This window comes from Paracoccus onchidii, from assembly GCF_028294535.1.
GTDB lineage: Bacteria > Pseudomonadota > Alphaproteobacteria > Rhodobacterales > Rhodobacteraceae > Paracoccus > Paracoccus onchidii.
The window spans coordinates 1-21,031 of record NZ_JAQBIE010000027.1 but is presented as its reverse complement, the minus strand read 5'-3'; the positions used below and the strand labels follow the sequence as shown (position 1 = coordinate 21,031).

At 62.1% G+C, this 21,031-nt stretch carries 18 protein-coding genes; 17 read left to right on the top strand and 1 reads right to left on the bottom strand.

What is annotated here, in order from left to right; all coding sequences use genetic code 11:
• Positions 1–507: 507 nt before the first annotated feature.
• The 16 genes from PAF17_RS16780 to PAF17_RS16705 all read left to right on the top strand — a co-directional run bounded on the left by PAF17_RS16780 (position 508) and on the right by PAF17_RS16705 (position 15,763).
• Positions 508–1,836: a nucleoside 2-deoxyribosyltransferase gene (locus PAF17_RS16780; protein WP_271890251.1), complete on the top strand. Its 1,329-nt coding sequence runs from the start codon at positions 508–510 to the stop codon at positions 1,834–1,836.
• Positions 1,833–2,453, top strand: coding sequence for a 7-cyano-7-deazaguanine synthase (locus PAF17_RS16775; protein WP_271890250.1), 621 nt, complete (start codon positions 1,833–1,835; stop codon positions 2,451–2,453). Before PAF17_RS16780 ends, PAF17_RS16775 begins: the two co-directional genes overlap by 4 nt.
• A gap of 16 nt (positions 2,454–2,469) precedes the next feature.
• Positions 2,470–3,129 (top strand): HhH-GDP family DNA glycosylase, encoded by a 660-nt coding sequence (locus PAF17_RS16770; protein WP_271890249.1) that lies wholly within the window; start codon positions 2,470–2,472, stop codon positions 3,127–3,129.
• Positions 3,130–3,180: 51 nt separating this feature from the next.
• Entirely contained in the window at positions 3,181–3,600 is a 420-nt protein-coding gene (locus PAF17_RS16765; RefSeq protein WP_271890248.1) for an acyl-CoA transferase, read from the top strand.
• A 26-nt stretch (positions 3,601–3,626) separates the two neighbouring features.
• Positions 3,627–4,565, top strand: coding sequence for a phage tail tube protein (locus PAF17_RS16760; protein ID WP_271890247.1), 939 nt, complete (start codon positions 3,627–3,629; stop codon positions 4,563–4,565).
• Positions 4,565–5,014: a hypothetical protein gene (locus PAF17_RS16755; RefSeq protein WP_271890246.1), complete on the top strand. Its 450-nt coding sequence runs from the start codon at positions 4,565–4,567 to the stop codon at positions 5,012–5,014. The genes PAF17_RS16760 and PAF17_RS16755 overlap by 1 nt, the downstream gene beginning before the upstream one ends.
• 38 nt (positions 5,015–5,052) lie before the next feature.
• A complete protein-coding gene (locus tag PAF17_RS16750; RefSeq protein WP_271890245.1) occupies positions 5,053–5,220 on the top strand; it encodes a DUF7697 family protein in 168 nt (55 codons plus the stop codon).
• Position 5,221: 1 nt separating this feature from the next.
• On the top strand, positions 5,222–7,414 hold the full coding sequence (locus PAF17_RS16745; protein ID WP_271890244.1) for a phage tail tape measure C-terminal domain-containing protein: 2,193 nt from the start codon (positions 5,222–5,224) through the stop codon (positions 7,412–7,414).
• Positions 7,415–7,441: 27 nt separating this feature from the next.
• Positions 7,442–8,068, top strand: coding sequence for a DUF2460 domain-containing protein (locus PAF17_RS16740; RefSeq protein WP_271890243.1), 627 nt, complete (start codon positions 7,442–7,444; stop codon positions 8,066–8,068).
• Complete coding sequence (locus tag PAF17_RS16735) at positions 8,065–8,949, top strand: DUF2163 domain-containing protein (protein WP_271890242.1); 885 nt, start codon at positions 8,065–8,067, stop codon at positions 8,947–8,949. Before PAF17_RS16740 ends, PAF17_RS16735 begins: the two co-directional genes overlap by 4 nt.
• A complete protein-coding gene (locus PAF17_RS16730; protein WP_271890241.1) occupies positions 8,946–9,392 on the top strand; it encodes an NlpC/P60 family protein in 447 nt (148 codons plus the stop codon). The genes PAF17_RS16735 and PAF17_RS16730 overlap by 4 nt, the downstream gene beginning before the upstream one ends.
• Positions 9,393–9,404: 12 nt before the next feature.
• Complete coding sequence (locus tag PAF17_RS16725; RefSeq protein WP_271890240.1) at positions 9,405–13,370, top strand: baseplate multidomain protein megatron; 3,966 nt, start codon at positions 9,405–9,407, stop codon at positions 13,368–13,370.
• An 18-nt stretch (positions 13,371–13,388) separates the two neighbouring features.
• Positions 13,389–14,465 carry a DUF2793 domain-containing protein gene (locus PAF17_RS16720; protein ID WP_271890239.1) on the top strand — a complete coding sequence of 359 codons (1,077 nt, stop codon included), beginning with the start codon at positions 13,389–13,391 and terminating at the stop codon, positions 14,463–14,465.
• Positions 14,462–14,749, top strand: coding sequence for a DUF6127 family protein (locus tag PAF17_RS16715; protein ID WP_271890238.1), 288 nt, complete (start codon positions 14,462–14,464; stop codon positions 14,747–14,749). The genes PAF17_RS16720 and PAF17_RS16715 overlap by 4 nt, the downstream gene beginning before the upstream one ends.
• Positions 14,750–14,837: 88 nt before the next feature.
• A complete protein-coding gene (locus tag PAF17_RS16710; RefSeq protein ID WP_271890237.1) occupies positions 14,838–15,512 on the top strand; it encodes a YcbK family protein in 675 nt (224 codons plus the stop codon).
• Positions 15,509–15,763 (top strand): hypothetical protein, encoded by a 255-nt coding sequence (locus PAF17_RS16705; RefSeq protein WP_271890236.1) that lies wholly within the window; start codon positions 15,509–15,511, stop codon positions 15,761–15,763. The genes PAF17_RS16710 and PAF17_RS16705 overlap by 4 nt, the downstream gene beginning before the upstream one ends.
• 169 nt (positions 15,764–15,932) lie before the next feature.
• Here PAF17_RS16705 and PAF17_RS16700 read toward each other — a convergent pair whose 3' ends face one another.
• Positions 15,933–16,895, bottom strand: a complete 963-nt coding sequence (locus PAF17_RS16700) for an SOS response-associated peptidase (RefSeq protein ID WP_271890235.1) — start codon at positions 16,893–16,895, stop codon at positions 15,933–15,935.
• 367 nt (positions 16,896–17,262) lie between these two features.
• Here PAF17_RS16700 and PAF17_RS16695 point away from each other — a divergent pair, with 367 nt between their 5' ends.
• A complete protein-coding gene (locus tag PAF17_RS16695; RefSeq protein ID WP_271890234.1) occupies positions 17,263–20,850 on the top strand; it encodes a tetratricopeptide repeat protein in 3,588 nt (1,195 codons plus the stop codon).
• Positions 20,851–21,031 lie beyond the last annotated feature (181 nt).

Below are 21,031 nucleotides of genomic sequence, written 5' to 3'. Positions count from 1 at the left end.
CGACTTGTGTCGCTATCAGCACTTCCAGCTGTTACCCAGTTCCAAAATGCCCCAACAAATTGCTTGCAACCGCAGATATTCTGCACGACCATCAATTCACCACAGTATGTTGATTTGAGGTTTTAGGATGGGTAGCACAGGCTCCGGCAGCTTCTCGGATTACCCGGGCTCTCGCCCCAAAACGGATGGGCAAGGGGCTGGTGGTGGCGGTGCAAGTGGCGAAGATCGTTGCGCCCGCGCATTTTCCAGCAATCTGGAAGAAGTAGAGCAATGCGAGTATTTTAGAACCAACGGTGACGTTCCTGTCACGGGCACAGCCCTATCAATCGAACAGCATGGCAGATTGTTCGCCGTCGATGCATCGGGCCAGAAGGTGGGGGCGCTACCCACTCGACTCAACTATCTTGCGGACTGTATCGCCGCAGGCTTCAGCTATACCGGCCGCGTCAACGCATCAGCGTCTTCACCGGTCGCATCGGTCAGCGCAGACTTCGCCCCCACCGCTCCATGAGCGCTGATCGCGGTCTATTGCTCATCGGCGAAGTCTACGTAGATTTTACGCTACCATCGCCAAATTCTCAAAGTAAGTTGCGGCTTGGCGGAATAGTCCATGCGGCCCGGGGGCTCTGGGCGATAGACGCGAGGTTTGCTGTGGCGGCTGTCTGCCCAGCATATCTGGTCGATCAGGCACGAGCATATCTTGAAAGCTTGGGATGTGCGGAATTTATTTGGCTGGCCGAGGTCAGCGGCGCGCCAAACCTCATGGCAATCGGCGACCCGACCGAACTAGCCGATCAAGCCTATCAAGACATATTGAGAGACGAGAAATCCGTAAGATATCGGGACGATTCTTCCAAGCTCGGAAACTTCGCCTCCTGCCTTATTTTTCCCGGCAGATTTGATCTCACCGACTTGGCAGCCCTTTTAGGCGGCAAAGCACGGATTAGTTTTGACATCGCGTACGATCTAGCGGATTTGCAGGCGCTATCAGCGTTTCGAGGCCGTCTGGCTGCGCTCATTACATCAACCTCGTCTGAGTTGTTTCTAGAGAAGGCGTCGGACGACTTATCGGCGCTTACCCTCGAGCTCAGCGAATTGTCGCCAAGCGCTGTGCTGCTCAAGGAAAATCGTGGCGGCAGCAGGGTGATTGACCTTGCCAGCGGCCAAACAGATGAAGTGCCGGCACTTCTCGGCGGTACAGTGAACTCGGTTGGAGTTGGCGACGTCTATTCCGCAGTGTTCGTATCGTTGCTCGGTGCTGACGTTTTCGACGCTGCTTGGAAAGCTGCACGCGCCGCAACATGCTACGCTCAGACAACCTATCCCGATGACTTCAAAAGGGATGTTCAGCGAAGCCTCGCGGTCAGCGTCGCTCAAATGCGGGAGCTGGGCGGGACAGTCCTACCATGGCATGTGCGGCCAACCTTCCAGATTTACTTTGCCGCACCGGACTTCACATACATTGACCGCACCCATCTTGAAGAAGCGCTGGATGCTCTGGGCTATCACAACTTCAACGTCAGACGTCCCGTGCAAGAGAACGGCGAACTAAAGCCGCAGAGCCAAATGCACGAAATGCGCGCCGCCTATCTTGGGGATCTCCGACTCCTTAGTGAGTGCGAAATAGTATTCGCGCTGCCTCAAGGCCGCGACCCTGGCACGCTGGTGGAGATCGGGCTGGCCCTCGCGGCCGGAAAACCTGTCATTACCTATGATCCGCTTAACGAAAACGCCAACACCATGGTGATCGCAGGTAGCACAGTTTATTCGAACAGTCTCGATGCCTGCCTGAACGGGCTGTTCGAGGCCATGTCCAGCCTGAGATCCAAGAAATGAGACAAGCGCTTGTCATGGTCTCTGGCGGCCTCGATTCAACAACGGTATGCCACATGCTGGTCCGTGAAGGTGTTGATGTGCACCCCGTTTTCTTCGATTACGGTCAGCACTGTGCAGAGACGGAATGGGGAAAAGTTCTCTCCGTTCTACCGCCGACTTCCCTGCCACCCGAACGCTTGGACATATCGGATATTTTCAGGGGTTCGCCGTCACGCATGATTGTGGAGGCCGACCTCTGGAACGAAAGAATCACCGATGACGATCTGTACATTCCATACCGCACAATGCTGTTTTTTTCCGTCGCGGCCGCTCGCGCACAGACTCTGAAGATCATGAATGTCTATTCGGGCTTCATCAACAGCAACCATGCCAAGGAGATCGACTGCAGCGCTGCCTTCATGAACGGTCTCGAAGAGCTTTCGAAGGACGTCGGCGCTGTTCGGTTTCATTCGCCCTTGCGCGAAATGTCGAAGACCGATGTTGTGCGGCTGGCACTTGAGCTCGATGTCCCCATCGGCCGCACCTTCTCATGCCAGGCATGCAGTTCGTTTCCTTGCGGGGCTTGCCCCAACTGCGTAGAGAGGCTGAATGCCTTGGCTGAGGCAGGAATCACCTGAGTGGATACGTGTGCAAATGGCAGAAAAGCAGAACACCATGGATGCGCTTCACGCCGCGCGTTGCATCGCAGACCACGCTGTTCGCTCTGGGGTTTTGGAATCTCGTGCTTCCTGTAGGCCAGTCTACCATCACATGGGCGCGGTGCTAGCTGACTCCGTTCTCCAGGCAGGTTTGAACTATGCTAAAGTAGTGCGCCCACGCATTGCCTCAATCCTGCGCCTATTTCCGCAAGCAGCAACCCTAACGGCTCTGATCGACGTGGTCGACCGCGAGGGCAGCGTCAAGTTTCTGCAGTGGGAACATAGCGAGAAAGTTTCGCGCTTCGATGCCTTGGTCGATTTCGTGGCCGAAGAGAAAATTGACAGCACAGCCGAGCTAAGCCGAGCACTTCAAGACAGTGCTTTCCGCGCGCAAATCAGGAACGTGAGGGGCGTCGGGCCTAAGACTGTCGATTACATGGCTTGCCTTGTTGGCGCCGATTGCATCGCCGTTGACCGTCACATCAGAGGCTTCGCTGAATGCGCAGGTCTTGAAGACACCAGTTACGACTATCTGCGCGACGTTTTCAGCTACGCAGCTGACCTGCTATCGATATCTCGGCGAGAATTCGACGCAGGCATTTGGCTGTATCAATCTGAAAAATCAGCCCGCCAGCTTTCGTTCGAATTCGCGTAGCATGCGGACTTCTTGGTGAGGGTCCGACGCCTCGCGTCCCTAGGAACTCAGATGCCTACCCTCCGCGAAACCATCCTGACCGCACTGCACGCGTGCCTTTCTTCGCTGCCCGCCACTGCCCTGCGCGGCGACGTCCTGCCCGAGCGCGTGCCGGCCGGCGGCCTGCTGATCCTGCGCGATGGCGACCCGGGCGAACCCGAGGTGACGCTCTCTCCGCTCCAATATCACTACCAGCACCGCGCCGAGATCGAGGCAGTCGTTCAGGGTGTCGACCGTGATGCGACCTTCGACACCGTCTGCGCCAGCGTCGGCGCGGTGCTCGCCGCCGACCGGACGCTCGGAGGTCTCTGCGACTGGGTCGAGGCGGAAGCGCCGCGTCCGGTCGATCTTCCCGTCGAGGGCGCGGCGAGCCTGAAGGCGGCGGTGATCCCGGTCATCCTGCACTATACCACCGCCGATCCGCTCGACTGAATCACCCTAAAATCGAGGAGAACACGATGGCACGAGCCCAGGGGGCGCGGGCGCAGATGGCGCTTGCGTTCGAGACCGTCTATGGCACGCCGCCGGTGGGCGGTTTCACGAAGATGCCCTTCGCCAGCACCACGTTGGGAGCCGAGCAGCCGCTGCTGAACTCCGAACTCTTGGGCTATGGCCGCGATCCGCTGGCACCGATCAAGGATGCGGTGACGGCCGATGGCGATGTGGTCGTACCGATCGATGCGGAAGGTTTCGGCTTCTGGCTGAGGGCGGCCTTCGGAGACCCGGTCACTACCGGCACCGGGCCCTGGACGCATGAGTTCCGCTCCGGGGCTTGGACGCTGCCCAGCCTCTCGATCGAGACCGGCATGCCCGAGGTGCCGCGATATGCACTCTATTCCGGCTGCGTGCTGGACCAGCTCAGTTGGCAGATTCAGCGCTCCGGCCTGCTGACCGCGACCGCGCGGCTGGTCGCGCAGGGCGAGACAGTCGGGACCGTCAGCAATGCTGGCACACCTGCCCCCATCGATCTGAAGCGTTTCGGCCATTTCAACGGCGCGATCACCCGCAATGGCGCGGCGCTGGGCAATGTCGTCTCGGCCCAAATCAGCTATGCCAACAATCTCGACCGGATCGAGACCATCCGCGCCGATGGCCGCATCGATGGCGCCGATCCGTCGATTGCCGCGCTGACCGGATCCATCGAGGTCCGGTTCTCGGACAGTACGCTGGTGACACAGGCCATGGATGGCGATCCTTGCGCGCTGGACTTCTCCTATGCCCTGCCTTCCGGAGAGAACTTCGCCTTCACCGTCCATGCCGTCTACCTGCCCCGCCCCCGGATCGAGATTTCCGGGCCGCAGGGCGTACAGGCCACATTCGACTGGCAGGCCGCGCGCGACAGCGTCTTGGGCCGCATGTGCACCGCAATCCTGATCAACGACCGCGAGGAATACTGATGCTGACACTCGACCTGAGCAATGAACCGCGCTGGCACGATCTGGCGCCCGGCGTCCGGGTGCGGCTGCGCCCGCTGACCACGGCGCTGATGGTCGCCACCCGCAGTGGTCCGGAGGTGGAAGCTGTCTCGGGCGATACCAGCGACGAAATCCGCGCCCTGATCTTCGCCAAGGCACTGGCCCGGCGCGCGGTGCTGGCCTGGGAAGGTGTCGGCGACGCCGAGGGGAATATCATCACCCCCAGCCCTCAGGCCATCGACGCGCTTCTGGACATCTGGCCGATCTTCGAGGCGTTCCAACTGGTCTATGTCTCGAAGGGCCTGCTGCTGGAACAGGAAAAAAACGTCTCCGCGCCCTTGCCGAATGGTCCTTCGGTGGGGGCGACAGCTATTGCGCGGCCTGCGAAGGGACGTGCCCGGACTGCCCGGGCCGCGCAAACCAGCCGCTGACATTCGAAGGCTGGCAGGTCTGGGATCTGGTCGGACGGTTGGGCGGTCAGTTGCGCGTGCTGACGGGCGCGGTGATCGGCTGGGATCTGACCGCCGCGCTGGGGCTGGCGACGGCGCTGGGTATCCCGCCTCCGGCCGCCGCCGAACTGCTGCCCATCGTCGAGGCAGTGATGGTCCGGAAGATGAACGAACAGATGGAAAGATGAGATGGCAGAAAAACGCGTCAGCGTCCGCCTTGCGGCGGTGGGCGGGCGACAGGTGCGCGCCGAGCTGGAAGGTGTCGGCGAGGCCGGGTCTCGCGGCTTCGGGCGGCTGTCGCGCGAGATGGAGGCGGCGAATGCCCGCATGGCCGGGTTCACGCGGAAGGTCGGTGTCGCGGCAGCCGCTGCAGTCGCCGCAGCCACGGCTGCTGGCATCGCCATGGTGCGGTCGGGACTGCAAACGGTGGATGCGCAGGCCAAGCTCGCCCAGTCGCTCGGCACCACGGTCGCCTCGATCCAGACGCTGGAGCGTGCAGGGGAACTGGCGGGCGTGTCGATGTCCGGCATCGAACAGGCGACCAAGGATCTGACACGGCGGCTCAGCCAGGCGGCGGCGGGTGGCGGCCCGGCCGCCGATGCGCTGGAACGGCTGGGACTGACTGTGGGGGACTTGCTGGCCCTGCCGCTGGACCAGCGCGTCGGGGCAATCAATGCCGCCATCGAGGCCTTCGTCCCCGTCGCCCAGCGCGCGGCCGTGGCGGGCCAGCTCTTCGGCGAGGAAGGCTCGATTGCGATGGCGCGCATCGACACCGCCACCTTGCGCCAGGCAACCGAGGATGTGCGCGCCTTCGGTGTCGTGGTCTCTGAACAGGATGCCGACCGGATCGAACGGACAAACGACGCCATCTCGCGGTTGGGGCTGATTTGGCGCGGGCTGTCGAATCAACTGGCCGTGGCCGCCGCACCCGCCCTCGAAGCCGTCGCCAATACCATGGTGGCGCTGGCCAGCCGCACCGGACCGCTTGGGATGGCCATCAGCGGCCTCTTCGACCAGATCGGACGTCTGTCCACCTATGCGGCCAGTTTCGCGGCTTTCATGGCCGGACGCTGGGTGGCGGGACTGGCGACCGCGGCACTGTCCGTCCGAGGTCTCGCCACGGCGCTGGTGGTGCTGCGCGGCGCGCTGATCCGAACGGGCATCGGCGCCCTGATCGTCGGGGCCGGGGAACTCGTCTATCAGTTCACGAAGCTGGTCAGGGGCGCGGGCGGTTTCGGCAATGCCATGGCGCTGATGGGCGATGTGGCCAAGGCGGTCTGGGAGGGGATCAAGGCGACGGCCATGTCCTTCGCCGACGATTTCCGGGCCATGCAATCGGAGATCGAGGCGATCTGGACCCGGCTGATGGCATTCCTCGCCGGGAAATGGGCGGACTTTCTGGGGATGATCGCGCCGACCTTCAACAAGGTTGCCGAGGAGATTGGCTCGGACACCCGCATCGATGTCTTTGAAGCGCTCGGCCGGGCGTCCATGCTGGAACATGCGGCCAGCAATTCGGCGCATATGGCGGGGCGCTATCGCGACCGGGCCGGTTCCAGCCGGGCCTCCGCCTTCGATGGCTTCGGCCCGGCCATGGACGCGTTGCGCGCCGCGATGTCGGGCGGCGAGGATATCGGAAGCGCGGCGCTGGACGTGGCGACCGAAGCCGCCGGGCGCTATGAAGATGCGCTGGGCGGGGTCGAAACCGCCGCCACCGGTGCGGGCGCGGGCGCGAAGGACGCCGGGGCCGCAGGCAAAGCGGCGGCGGAAGAGGCAAAGCCCGTGACTGAGGCCACGGCCACCGCCTGGAAGGCCGTGACCGAGGCCCTGTCGGATTATGCGAAGAAGGCCAAAGACATCGGTGCCGATATCGGCCAGGCGCTGGTCAGCGCATTCCAGAGTGCGGAAAACGCGGTCGGCGAATTCGTGAAAACCGGCAAGCTCGATTTCCGCGATCTGGTCACCTCGCTGCTGGCCGATTTGTCGAAGCTGGCGGCGCGGCGGTTCCTGCTAGGGCCCATCGCCAATGCGCTCTCCGGCGCGCTGGGCGGCGCGGGCGGAATCTTTGCAAGCATCATGCATACAGGCGGGATGGTCGGTGCGGCAGGTCCTGGCCGCATGGTTCCGGCGCTGGCCTTTGCCGGGGCGCCGCGCATGCATGCCGGTGGCATGGTCGGACTGCGCCATGACGAGGTACCGGCGATCCTTCAGCGCGGGGAACGGGTACTGTCACGCCGCGAGGCAGCGAGCTACGGCCAATCCGGTTCCCCAGCCGTCAACGTCACGATCAATGCCCGCGATGCCGAGAGCTTCCGGCAGTCCCGCACCCAGATCGCCGCCGACATCGCCCGTGCTGTCTCGCTGGGCCGTCGCGGCCTCTGACAGATCCCCACGAAAGGAAGGTGAAGGATGGCATTTCACGATGTCCGGTTTCCGGACAATATCAGCCGCGGCGCGCGGGGCGGGCCGGAACGGCGCACCCAGATCGTCGAACTGGCCTCGGGCGACGAGGAGCGCAACGCCAGCTGGGCCAACAGTCGGCGGCGCTATGATGTTAGCTACGGCATCCGCCGCGCCGACGATCTGGCGGTGGTGGTGGCCTTTTTCGAGGCACGGAACGGGCGGCTTTATGGCTTCCGCTTCAAGGATTGGGCCGATCATCGGTCATGTCTGCCTTCACGGACCCCGTCGCCGACCGATCAGCAGATCGGGACTGGCGATGGCGTGACGACCAGTTTCCAGCTGGTAAAGCGTTACGCCTCGGGCGGGCAGTCCTGGACGCGGGCGATCACCAAGCCGGTCGCTGGGTCAGTCCAGATCGCCCTGAATGGTGCGCCACAATCCAGCGGCTGGTCGGTCGATCACAAGACCGGCCTCGTCAGCTTCGACACTGCTCCAGCCACCGGCATCGCCATCACCGCTGGGTTCGAATTCGATGTGCCGGTGCGCTTCGACAGCGACGCGCTGGACGTGACGCTGGATATCGAGCGGCTGGGTTCCATCACATCAATCCCCCTGCTGGAGATCCGGCGATGAAGACGATCCCGCCCGCGCTGCAGACCCATTTCGACAGCGGCACCACGACGCTCTCCTGGTGCTGGCGCATCAACCGTGCCGATGGCATGGCTTTCGGCTTCACCGACCACGACCGGGCGCTGACATTCGACGGCACCGAATTCGAGCCGGAAAGCGGTCTGACGGCGAGCGAGATCCGCTCAGGCGCCGATCTCTCGGTGGACGCGCAGGACGCAGCAGGCGCTTTGCGCTCGGACCGGATCACCGAAACCGATATTTTGGACGGACGCTGGGACAATGCCGAGGTCGAGCTCTGGCGTGTGAACTGGCAAATGACAAATCAGCGCGTTCTGATGCGACGCGGCGCCATCGGTCAGATCCGGCGCGGGCGGCATGCCTTCGTGGCCGAGATCCGCTCGATGTCGCATGTCCTCGGCCAGACCGTCGGGCGGGTGTTTCAGGCCAGCTGCGACGCGGCGCTGGGCCATCCCCGCTGCGGTGTCGATCTGGAGGATCCGGCGTTTCGCGGCACCGGCACCGTCATCGACAGCCTGCGCGACCGCGCCTTTACCGCCTCGGGTCTGGGCGGCTTTGCACCCGGCTGGTTCCGCTTCGGCACGCTGGAATGGACCACTGGTCCCAATGCCGGTCGCCGGGCCGAGGTTCTGGCCCATGACCGCAGCGATGGCATTGCCGTTATCACGCTGCTGGAAGCGCCCATTCGGCCCATGGGCACGGGCGATGGCTTCGCCATCCGCGCCGGCTGCGACAAGCGCATCGCGACCTGCGGCACAAAATTCGGGAATGTGGTGAACTTCCGGGGTTTTCCGCACATCCCTGGCCAGGACACCATTTTGCGCTATGCCAGCGAGGATGGCACCCATGACGGAAGCGTGCTGTGACCCGGCTGCAAACCGCCACCGATCCGGACCGCGTCATCGCTACCGCGCGCACATGGCTCGGCACGCCCTATCACGATCAGGCCAGCCTCAAAGGCGTCGGCTGCGACTGCCTCGGGCTGGCGCGCGGCGTCTGGCGCGAACTCGTGGGCGAGGAACCTTTCCCGATCCCGCCCTATAGCCGCGATTGGGGCGAGACCGGCATGCGCGAAGTTCTGGCAGACGGCGCTCGGCGGATGATGATCGAACTGCCGGTCGCGGATGCCGGTCCCGGCGCGCTGGTGCTGTTCCGCATGCGTCCCGGCGCCATCGCCAAACATGTCGGCATCCTGACCGCGCCGGACCGCTTCATCCATGCCTATGAGCGGCTGGGCGTCATTGAAGAACCCCTGACGCCTGCCTGGCAGCGGCGCATCGTCTTCGCCTTTCTCTTCCTCAGCATCTGAAAGCTCCTAATCATGGCCACCCTTGTTCTTGCCTCGGTCGGCGCCACGATTGGCGGCGGCTTCGGCGGCGCGATCCTCGGCTTTTCCGGCGCAGCCATCGGCGGCATGATCGGCTCCACCATCGGCGCGGCCGTGGACAGCTGGATCGTCTCTTCCCTCGCCCCCGCCCAGCGCATCGAAGGCGCGCGGCTCGACAATCTGCGCATCACCGCCTCGACCGAGGGCGCGGTCATCCCGCGCGTCTTCGGCCGCATGCGTTTGGGCGGGAATATCATCTGGGCGACGGATTTCCGCGAGGAGACCCGCACCAGCCGCCAGGGCGGCGGCAAAGGCGGCGGGCCGAAAGTCGAGACGACGGAATATCTCTACTATGCCTCCTTCGCGGTCGCATTGTGTGAAGGTGACATCACCGGCATCGGTCGCATCTGGGCAGATGGCAAGCCGCTCGATACCTCGGGCCTCACCTGGCGCTGGTATCCAGGCTCCGAAACGCAGCAGCCCGACCCCTTCATCGCAGCCACCATGGGCGTGGACCAAACACCTGCCTTTCGCGGCACCGCTTATGTCGTCTTCGAGGATCTGTCGCTGAACGACTATGGCAACCGCCTGCCACAGCTGAGTTTCGAAGTGTTCCGGCCGCTGGCCGATCCTGACACGGCAGAAGGTCTGACCCGCGCCGTCACCCTGATCCCGGCTTCTGGCGAGTTCACTTATGCAACGGAACCAGTACGCAAGGGCGGTTCTGGCGACAGCACAGCCGAGAACCTGAACGCCACCCCGGGCAGCCCCGACATGATCGTGGCGCTGGATCGGCTGCAGGCGACGGCCCCGAAGGTCGAAAGCGTCAGCCTGGTCGTGGCCTGGTTCGGCAACGATCTGCGCTGCGGGCATTGCACCATCCAGCCCGGCGTCGAGGTGTCCGAGAAGGCGAGCAGCCCGAGGACATGGTCAGTGAATGGCGTCGCCCGTGCCGATGCCCATCTCGTCAGCCACGATTCCGAGGATCGTCCCGTCTATGGCGGCACGCCAACGGATTTCGCGGTGGTGCAGGCGATCCGGGAGATGAAGGCGCGCGGGCTGCATGTCACCTTCTATCCGTTCATCCTGATGGACGTGCCCCCGGGCAACGCCCTGCCGGATCCCTATTCGGGTCATGCCGCGGGCACCGGCCAGCCCGCTTTTCCGTGGCGTGGCCGCATCACCTCTTCGCCTGCGGCGGGTCAGGCAGGCAGCGCCGACAAGACGGCGGCTGCGGCTGAACAGGTTGATGCCTTCTTCGGTGCTGCCAGTCCCTCGGATTTTACTGTCAGCGGCGACGAGGTCCGCTGGGCGGGCGATCCGAACGACCACGGGCTCCGGCGCATGGTGCTGCATTACGCCCATCTCTGCGCCGCAGCGGGCGGCGTGGACAGTTTTCTCATCGGATCGGAGATGCGCGGCCTGACCACGATCCGGGCAAGCGGAAACAGCTATCCGGCCGTCGCGGCCTTCCGCACGCTGGCCGCCGATGTGCGCGCCATTCTCGGGCCGGGCACAAAAATCAGCTATGCCGCCGACTGGTCGGAATATTTCGGGCATCAGCCAGCCGATGGCAGCGGCGATGTCTTCTTCCACCTCGATCCGCTCTGGTCCGACCAGAACATCGATTTCATCGGCATCGACAATTACCTGCCGCTTTCGGACTGGCGCGATGGCTTCGACCATCTGGACGCGCAGGCAGGATGGCCCGCGATCCATGATCGGGCCTATCTGCAATCGAATATTGTCGGCGGCGAAGGGTTCGACTGGTTCTATGCCACGGAGGCCGACCGTGCGGCACAGGTCCGAACCCCAATCAGCGATGGTGCGCTGGGCAAGCCCTGGGTGTTCCGCCCGAAGGATCTGCGCGCCTGGTGGTCGAACCGACATTTCGACCGGCCGGGCGGGGTCGAGGCCGAGACGCCGACCGCATGGCTGCCCGCGTCAAAGCCGATCCGCTTCACCGAGCTCGGCTGTCCGGCCATCGACCGGGGCACCAATCAGCCCAATGTCTTCTACGACCCCAAGTCATCCGAAAGCTTCGTGCCATACCATTCGCGCGGCTGGCGGGATGACGCGATCCAGCGCGCTTATCTTGAGGCGACATACATGTTCTGGGGCAAGGCATCGAACAACCCGGTCTCGACGGAATATGCGGGCCGCATGGTCGAGGTCTCGGAATGCGCTGCCTGGACCTGGGATTCCCGGCCCTATCCCTTCTTTCCGGCGCTGGGCGATGTCTGGACCGATGGCGCCAACTGGCGGCTGGGACACTGGCTGACCGGACGGCTGGGCGCGGTGTCACTCGCGGCCCTTGTCCGCCATCTTTGCCTCCGCGCCGGGCTGCCGGAAGCCCGCATCGATGTCTCCGGCCTCTGGGGCGCGGTCGAAGGCTATGCGATCACCGCGCTGGAAAGTCCCCGTGCCTCGATCACCACGCTGGCGCGGCATTTCGGGTTTGATGCGGTCGAGAGCGAAGGCCTGATCCGATTTGTCATGCGCGGCCGGGCACCGGTTGCCGCCGTCGGCCATGACGATCTGGTCGTCGGCAATGCGGACGGCGAAGCCATCGAGCTGACCCGGGCGCAGGAGACGGAGCTGCCGCAGGCATTGAAGTGGCAGGTCGCCCGGGCGGACGAGGATTACGACGCCGCGCTGGTAGAGGCGTCCCGCATCACCGTCGACACCAGCCGTATCGCCTCCGAGAGCTTTCCGATGGCGGTGCCGCCCGAAGAGGCCGAGCGCCGCTGCCGTCGTGCCCTGCAGGAAGCCTGGGCGGGCCGCGAAAGCGCGGTGTTTCGGCTGCCGCCCTCACGGCTGGCGCTCGACCCGGCGGATGTGATCGCACTGGACCACGATGGTCGGGTCCAGCAGTTCCGCCTGACCGCCATCGCCGATGCCGAAGCGCGCGGCATCGAGGCGGTGCGGCAGGACCGCGAGGCCTATGTTCTACCGCCCGGCACCGAGCGACCGGCGACCCTGCCCCGCGCCGTCACATTCGGACCGCCCGCAGTCGTCATTCTCGATCTGCCGCAGTTGCGCGACGAGATCCCTGCGCATCAGCCGCTGATCGCGGCCACGGCAAAACCCTGGCCTGGTGCGCTGGCGGTGTATCGCAGCCCGAGCGAGGATGGGTACGAACTGGTCACGACGGTGCGGCGCCGAGCGAACTTGGGGCGTCTCACATCCGACCTCTGGCCCGGACCCACCTCACGCTTCGATATGGGCAATGTGCTGACCCTCGATCTGGCAAGCGGTCAGCTGGAGAGTGTCAGCGATCTGGCGCTGTTCGGTGGGGCGAATGCAATGGCAATCGAAACGACACCGGGGCGCTGGGAGATCGTCCAGGCGGGCCATGCCGAGCTGATCGCGCCGGGGCGATACCGCCTGACCCGGCTGCTGCGCGGCCAGCGCGGCACTGAACAGGCCATGGGCAATCCCACCCCGGCCGGAGCGCGGGTCGTGCTGTGGAACGAGGTCCTGACCCCGCTCCCGATCCCCGAAGCCGATCTCGGTATTCCGTTCAACTGGCGCATCGGTCCCGCCCGCCACCCGGTCAGCAGCGACACCTTTGCCGCCATGAGTTTCACACCCGAATGCGAAGGGCTGCGCCCGTTCTCGCCGGCCCATGTCGACCAGCCATGGCGGCGCCCGCATGTGCCGGGCGATCTGGTGATCCGATGGACACGGCGCTCCCGCAGCCTTGCTGCCGACAGTTGGCAGGGGATTGAGGTGCCGCTGGGCGAGGAACAGGAGATCTACGAGGTCCAGATTCTCGATGGCAGTGCCGTGAAGCGGACCCTGACCAGCAATGCGCCCTCGGTCACCTACACCGCCGCCCAGCAGGTCGCCGACTGGGGCGCAGAACTGGCGCCGGGCGACAACCTGACCATCCGCATCTTCCAGCTTTCGGCCCGCATCGGGCGCGGCACCGCACGCACCACCACCCTTTATCTCTGACGACCGGGAAACCAAAAAATGTCCGACAGCACAACGAACCTGCTGCTGCCCTATCTGATGGCGGCGCAGGCCCAGAAACACGTCACCCATAACGAGGCCCTGCGCCTGCTCGACGGGCTGGTGCAGCTCTCTGTCAAAAGCCGGGGGTTGACGGCACCGCCCGCCAGCCCGACCGATGGCGACCGTTACATCGTCGCTTCCGGCGCGACCGGGGCTTGGGCGGGCTGGGATCTGAATGTGGCCCTCTGGACCGATGGGACCTGGCTGCGATTGCCACCACGCGAGGGCTGGCGGGCATGGGTCGAGGATGAATCGGTCCTGCTGGTCCGGAACGGCACGGGCTGGGAGCCGCTGATCCCGACTGCCCTCGACGATTTGACCCGGCTCGGCATCGGCATGGCAGCCAGCGCCGGTTCGCCCTTTTCGGCAAAGCTGAACAACGCCCTCTGGACCGCGCTCTACTCGGCCGATGGCGGCAGCGGCGACCTGACCCAGACCCTGAACCGGGAAACGGGTACTAACGATGCCGGGATGATCCTGCAGACCGGCTTTTCCACCCGGGCGCTGATCGGCCTTTTCGGATCGGACCAGCTGCGCATCGCCGTCTCGTCCGACGGGTCGGGCTTCCGCGATGCGCTGGGCGTCGATCCGGCCACAGGGATCGCCAGCCAACCGAACCTGCCGCGCTTCAAGGCTTATACGAATTACGACAACTATGTCGCCACCGACAGCTGGACGACGCTCGGGATCAATGTGGCCGAATACAATGACCAGGGCTGCTTTGACGCCGCGACCAATCGCTTCGTCGCACCTGTGACGGGCACATATCTCTTCGGCGCATCGCTGCTCTTCAAGATCAATGCCAGCAGCAACGCCCGGATGCGCGGGCGGCTGGTGCTGAACGGGTCCACGGAAATCCGGGGATCGTTCGGTGAGATTTCCAGCGCGCATGTCTCGGAAGCGACCGCCCTCTGGCTGCAGACGATGGCTTCGCTGGATGCGGGCGACACCGTCACGCTGCAGGGCAGCTTTCGTGCGGCGGATGGATATTTCGCCACCGACCACACCACATTCTGGGGAGCGAAGATCGGATGACACCCAAACGCCTCGACGACATGCTGCAGATGAGCGAAAGCGAATTCGAAGAGCTGCTGGCCCGGGCCGCGCAGGAAGGTGCACGCCGCGCGCTGGTCGATGCCGGGCTCGATGGCAGAGAAGCCGCCCTCGACATCCGCGATCTGCGCGCGCTGCTGGAGGGCATCCGCCTGATGCGCCGCACCGCCGCCCAGACCATCATTCGCATGCTGACCGCCGGGCTGATCCTGACCCTGCTGGGCGGGATCGCGCTGAAGCTGAAACTCTTCGGCGAGGGCGGCTGATCCACCGCGCGGCGATCAACGCTCACCACATTCCATTCACCCCACGGCCCGCCCTCCCGGCGGGTCTTTTCATATCCGGAGGATATCCATGACCACCCGCTTCTATCGCCACTGGCGCGACGTGCCGAAAGAAACATGGCGCTGGCCGAATTTCTCGCCCGCCGAAATCGCCTGTCGCGGCACTGGATCGATCCTGATCCATGACGAGGCCCTCGACCGGCTGCAGGCTTTGCGCAGCAGTCTTGGCAAGCCGCTGATCGTGAATTCCGCCTATCGCAGCCCCGAGCACAATGCCCGGGTGCGTGGGGCGAAGCGCTCGAAGCACCTGGTAGGCATCGCCTTCGACATCTCCATGGCCAATCACGATCCGGTGGTGTTCGAGAAGGCAGCCCGGGCCGAGGGCTTTCTGGGTTTCGGCACCTATCCCCGCTCGGGCTTCATGCATATCGATCTCGGCCCTGCCCGGCGCTGGGGCGAACCCTTTCCGGCACGCGCCATCCCCTTCGCCGAGGATCAGCCGCCCGCACGGGAACATCTGACCGACAGCCGGACCCTGAAGGGCAGCGGCGCGGCAGGACTTGCGACCGTCGGTGCGGCAGGGATCGAAATCGCGCAGGACACGCTGAGCGATGCGCAGTCGGCCATTCAGCCGCTGATCCCCTATCTCGACGCGCTGCGCTGGGCCTTCATTGCCCTCGCGCTGGCCGGGATCGGGCTCACCGTATGGGCCCGGCTCGACGACTGGAACCGGGGGCGGCGATGATTGGCGCCCTCGCTGCGTTGATCGCGTCGCGCTGGGCGCGGCGGCTGGCCATCGGGATCGCGCTGATCGGCGCGGTCCTCCTCTTCCTTCTTAACCTGCGGCGTACCGGTGAAACCGCCGGTCGCTGCGCCGAACGCCTGAACCAGATGGAGCGCCAGAATGACATCCAACGCCGCATGCTTGAGGCATCCAGCAATCGCCCTCGTGATCGCGACGATCTCGCTGACCGCATGCGCGACGGTCAGTTCTGATCCAGGCGGCGCGGTGTGTCCGCCGGTCGTGGGTTATGATCAGGCGGTGCGGGACCGGGCGGCGGCGGAGCTCGAAGCGCTGCCCCAGGACGCCGTGCTGGTCGGGATGATGGCGGATTATGCCGTCATAAGGGCGCAGGCGCGGGTGTGCGCGGGCTGATCGCCAATGTCAGGACGCATCGGGCGGGGCGTCCACCAGCGCCAATTGTCCATCCGGCAGCGGGCGTTGCAGCTTGCTGGCGATTTCGATCGGTGCCGAAAGCCAGGTCTCCCAATCCCGGGGATCGGTCATGATGACCGGCATGGCTTTCGGATGCACCGATTTCACTTCGGCATTGGGCGCGCAAGTCAGAAATGCATAGAGATCGTCGGTGGTCTCGCCATCCTTCACCTTCCGAACCGAAGTCCAGCCCCGAACCTCGATCCCGGCGAAGAACATCGGCGTCCCTGCTTCGGCCGGGGCAAACCACTGATTGCCGCCCTTGATCGGTTCGGCGAAGGCCGTGACCGGCACCAGGCAGCGATGTGCGGGCCCCAGCCAGCGCCGCCAATGCGGCGAGGTCAGGTTGCGGACATTGGTGACGCCCGGATCCCGTTGGGTCTTCAAAACCGAGGGCGGCGATGGCATCCCCCACCGTGCCTTCACCAATTCCAGCGAAGCGCCGTCATGGCGGATGATCGGAGCCAACTGATCCGGATAGACCTTGCCCGGCGCGACATTGCCCGCGCGGTCGGTCATGCTCAACCCCTTGAAAAGCTGGCGCATCGCCTCCTGCGTGGTGGTCTGATTGTAAAGGTTGCACACGCTGTCGTCGTCCTCGGAGCGGCCAAAGGGAAGATAGGGTGAACTGTAGCCCGGAAGGCAGGTTCCGTCAGCCAATTCCAGGTCCGGAAATGCGGTCAGGCAGGCGCTGGCAGCATCCGGTTCACGGAAATAGAGCGCGATCCGGTCCCGCGTGCCACCGCGCCCGCCACCATGCCAGGCATAGTTTCCACGGCCGATCCGCGTCGCCAGCCACTCATGCAGCGCATCGGACCGACGGCCAAAGCCCATCTCCGGCACGCAGATCAACACCCGGACCGGAAAGGCCGAATCGTCGATCTTGGCTTGAGGTGTGCTGCGGCGTGTCATGGGTCAGAACAAACGCAGAACCGCATCTGAAACTCAAGCTTTGACTTGAGGGCGATTGAACGTTGACGCTCTCCCCCCTTCTTGCCAACTGCAGATAACAAATTCGGATGGTAACAAGACCGCATAGATCGGCCTTAGACCCATGCCAAAATCAGAATGCAGGCAATTGCGTTAGACTCGCATGGGAGCGATCAATCCCATATATTGGGGTGGACGTTCAGACTCAGGGCAAATGGTGGGCATGTGCCTACCGTACAAACTATCACTCTCGCTCCTAGTAGGTTCGTATATCGCGCATTGAACGCGCAGCCGAAGCAACGTCAGCTAGGTCCTCTTAGCTGCAATGAACCTAGTTGGTGAAAACGTGGTGAAGATCGAGAAGCCAGGCAAGGGTACGAAAATTAGGGAAGGAACCCGCAGCACGGTTGAGGCGGCGCTATCGCTGGTGCCAGGCGGCAGCGCACTTGTTTCGTTTGGGCGCTGGGCAATACCATCGAAGCTAGACAAGCAGAATCAGAATTGGCAGGAGCGCATCACCCAAGCGACCAACCAACAAGGCGAAGAGATTGAGGGCCTTACCGCGCAGACTGAACTACTGCGCCTTGAGCAGTCTGACCTTGCAGAGCGCGTTGATGACACCAAGGAGCATGTAGATGCTCTCGTGCGGAAAGTGGAAGTTGGAATTATCGAAACAGATCCACTTGACGGGGAACTAGAGATTTGCCGCGGTTTAGTGCTTTCCGAAAAGTTTCAGACTGCTTTGGACCTTTTAACTGACAGGTTCGATGATCCCAAAAGGTCGAATCAGATTTCTCCGAAGTTGAGGGCGCGGGTACTCGGGCTCAAGGGCTCCTGTCTGAAAAGCTTGGGAAAATATGATGAGGCTGCACAGCACTTTCTGTCCGCGCTGGAAATCGATCCTGACAACCTCAAGATTAAAGCCAACGCGGTAGTGGGCCACCTAATTCAAGAAAATTCAGCAGCGGCGCTCGAACTACTGCAAGAACTCCTTGAAGAGGAACCAAATGCTTCGATGCATTGGGCTAACTTTATCTACGTGAAAAGCAGCGTCGGCGAAGCGATCGAGTCGGATGCAATTCCAGCCACAGTTCGGCAATCAGAAGATGTACTGACAGCATTTGTAGACGCAAAGCGACAAAACAGCGATCCCGGATGGGTTACAAGCGCACAGGAGCTTGCGAGGCTGTATCCTGAGTCAAAGCGCGCGATGCGACTTGGCGCCGAGGCTGATCTCGACATTGCCGTTCGGGCTATCGTTACCGACACCGGCAATCCAGCAGACCGCACCTACGCGATGAAGCGCGCTTCAAAGGCAGCCAGCATGTTGGAAAGCCAATGGAATAGTCATCTTGAAGCAGAATCTGGTCGGTTGGCCCCGGATGTGACGCTGCTACAGAATACACTTGTCGCACTCCGGATCACCGGCAACAAGGAGGCCGCATCAAGGCTCGTCACGAACCACCTGGATCTTCTACTTAGCGATAATCAGGCCAAGCAGGCGGTTGGGGCATTTGCCTTGGATGCCAGAGACAATGATCTTCTGGCACGCGTTCTGGCGACCGACTTTGACGGTTCTGCAATCCTCAGACTGGAGAGCGCGCTACGCGAGGGCGATTGGCGCCGGGCGCAAGAAATATGTGAAACTCATCCTGATGAGATTTCACGTTCAGGCAGAATTGATAGCGCCTTTGCGCGGGATCTCTTGGACGCAATGTTGGAAGGACAGGCCTGTCAGCCAGCAGCGTTCCAGGCGATCTTCCACCGAGAAGGCCCGCCACGCGCAGAAAACGATCTATTCCTTGCACAGATGGCTTCTAAAGCGGGGCTTGATGAACTCTCCGCGGCTGCATTCGACCGAGCCATTTCTTCAGGAGCCGGCGCAGATGCTGAGCTTAGGCGGGCTTTGGCAGGCGAAGCCATGGATCGCGACATGCCTGACCTAGTTGTCGACTTGCTCGAAGAGCATGTCGATCCCGCTCGGGATGATTTGTCGCGCCGGTGGCTAGCGATTTCCTATGCCCGCTCGGATGTAGCCCGCCAATCGGGTGTTGCCTTCTTCGCGGCCCTCCGAACTTCGTCAAATTCTGACGCAGAGCTGAACCGAGCTGGTGGGCACTTCCATCTGAATAGGCGCCAACCCCGAGAGGCAGCGTCCTGGTTTAAACGTTCCTTGCTTTCGGAGCCGCATAACGTCCGGACCCAGCTTGCCTACTGGCAATCACTCAGCCGCGATGGTGCAACACGTAGAGCACGAGACTTTTTGAGTAGTGTTGACTTAGTGCAACTTGAAGGTCCCGTCGATGACCGAATTGCGCTTGCGCAGTTGGTCTGGCGGAATGGTCGTGCTGACGCACTCGAGTATGCGTACAATCTGACTTCAAGAAATCGGAACAACTTTAAGGCCTGCCTGGGATATAGCGGACTGCTTCTTGCAGATGCATTTGACAGCGCAACCCCTCCAGTACCGTCGATTCACGAGGTGTCCACCGATGCGATGGTGACGTTCGCGAGGCCGGGGTACGAGGATTGGACGATTGTAATCACCGACGTCGCATCGGATTTGACCAATCATATAGAAATTACTAACTCTGTAGTGCAGGCCGCTCTTGGGAAGCGCTGCGGCGATCAGTTTGAGACCTCTTCTGGCCCGACCCGCTTCTCCTGGACCATCAAAGAAATCAAATCGAAATATCTCCATCTTTTCCACGATATCACACGAACTCTGCAGGATCAGTTCCCCGACAACGGCAGCTTCTATACCGTGAAGATTGTCGGCGATGATATCACCCCCATTCTGGAAAGCGTGCGTGAACGACGGGAAGCAATAGAGCGCTTGGAGAAAATTTACCTCGAAGGACCGATGCCAATTGGTGCAATGGCACGGGCAGGTGGCGGAAATTCGATTGATTTCGCGATCCATCTAGCGAAATCCGGTAAGAAGATTTTCAGCGCGACAGGCTATGCTGAAGATACGTCTAGAGAGCTAGAAACAGCCCGTCGTGCAACCAACCGAATATTGGTTCTGGATGCCTACACTGCTTGGTTGCTCGAGACGCTAGGTGTTCTCGATGCCATCAAAGATGTGTTTCCGAAGTTGACGATCCCCGCGTCGGCATTAGATGAGTTTGGCGAGATCATCGAAAATTTGGGCAGAAGCCCTGATGGTAGAAGATCGATGGCTGAGCATGAGGATGGCTTCGTGCTCGAAGAGCACTCGGCAGATGAGGTTGCAAGGCAAGCCCAACTGATTCAAAGCATCAGCTGCAAGATCGCTTCCGTTTGCGATGTTGTCGGCATTGAGGTTCCGAGTAAAATCGACAGGGAGCTTGTTCGCTTGGCGAACTTCATGGGCCCTCAGTTTGATTGTCTTGCCGTTGTGGCCCGCGAAGAAGGCGTCCTTCTCTCTGCTGACCTTCGACTACGCCAGATTGCTTCCGCAATAGGGAAGCAAGAGGCCTTTGGAATCGATGCGGTACTTCGCGTTCTTGCAATAGAAGGCTCTCTTTCGACCGAAGCTTATACCGATGTGTTGCTACACTTATGTTTCCACGGCCATTCATATGTTGCTTTGAACAGTTATATTCTGCTTAGCATGCTTAGGGTCGACGACACCCCGAACCTCGAAAGATTCGCCGCCGCGGCAGAATATCTCGGGACGCCGGACGCGGATCTGGTCAGTCATATTAAGACCGCCGCTGAATTTATTCAAAAAGCTTTTGCCTACTATCATGGTGGAACGACTGCGCAGCGCTCCGCTAGTATCGTGTTACGGCGCATGATGCATCTTCAAGGGATCCAGCTTTCGGATATAATCAGCATCTTGATCACGCAGGTCGACGATTTCCGGGCGACTCAGTATTTTGTCGATTGGCTCCGCGGGCACTTTCTTATGGATGTGTATGAGCGTCAGATGGAGGAGAACAAACGCGATTGATCTTCGCCCACTGCAAGGTCGTCGCCACCCGTCTTTGCAAACGTTGATGTGGCGTTGATGTAAAGTTACGCTTGCGATGCCTGACTGTTTTGGTCGGCATCCAAGCGTTTGATATGTGGTAATTTTTTGGTTGCGGGGGTAGGATTTGAACCTACGACCTTCAGGTTATGAGCCGATCAGA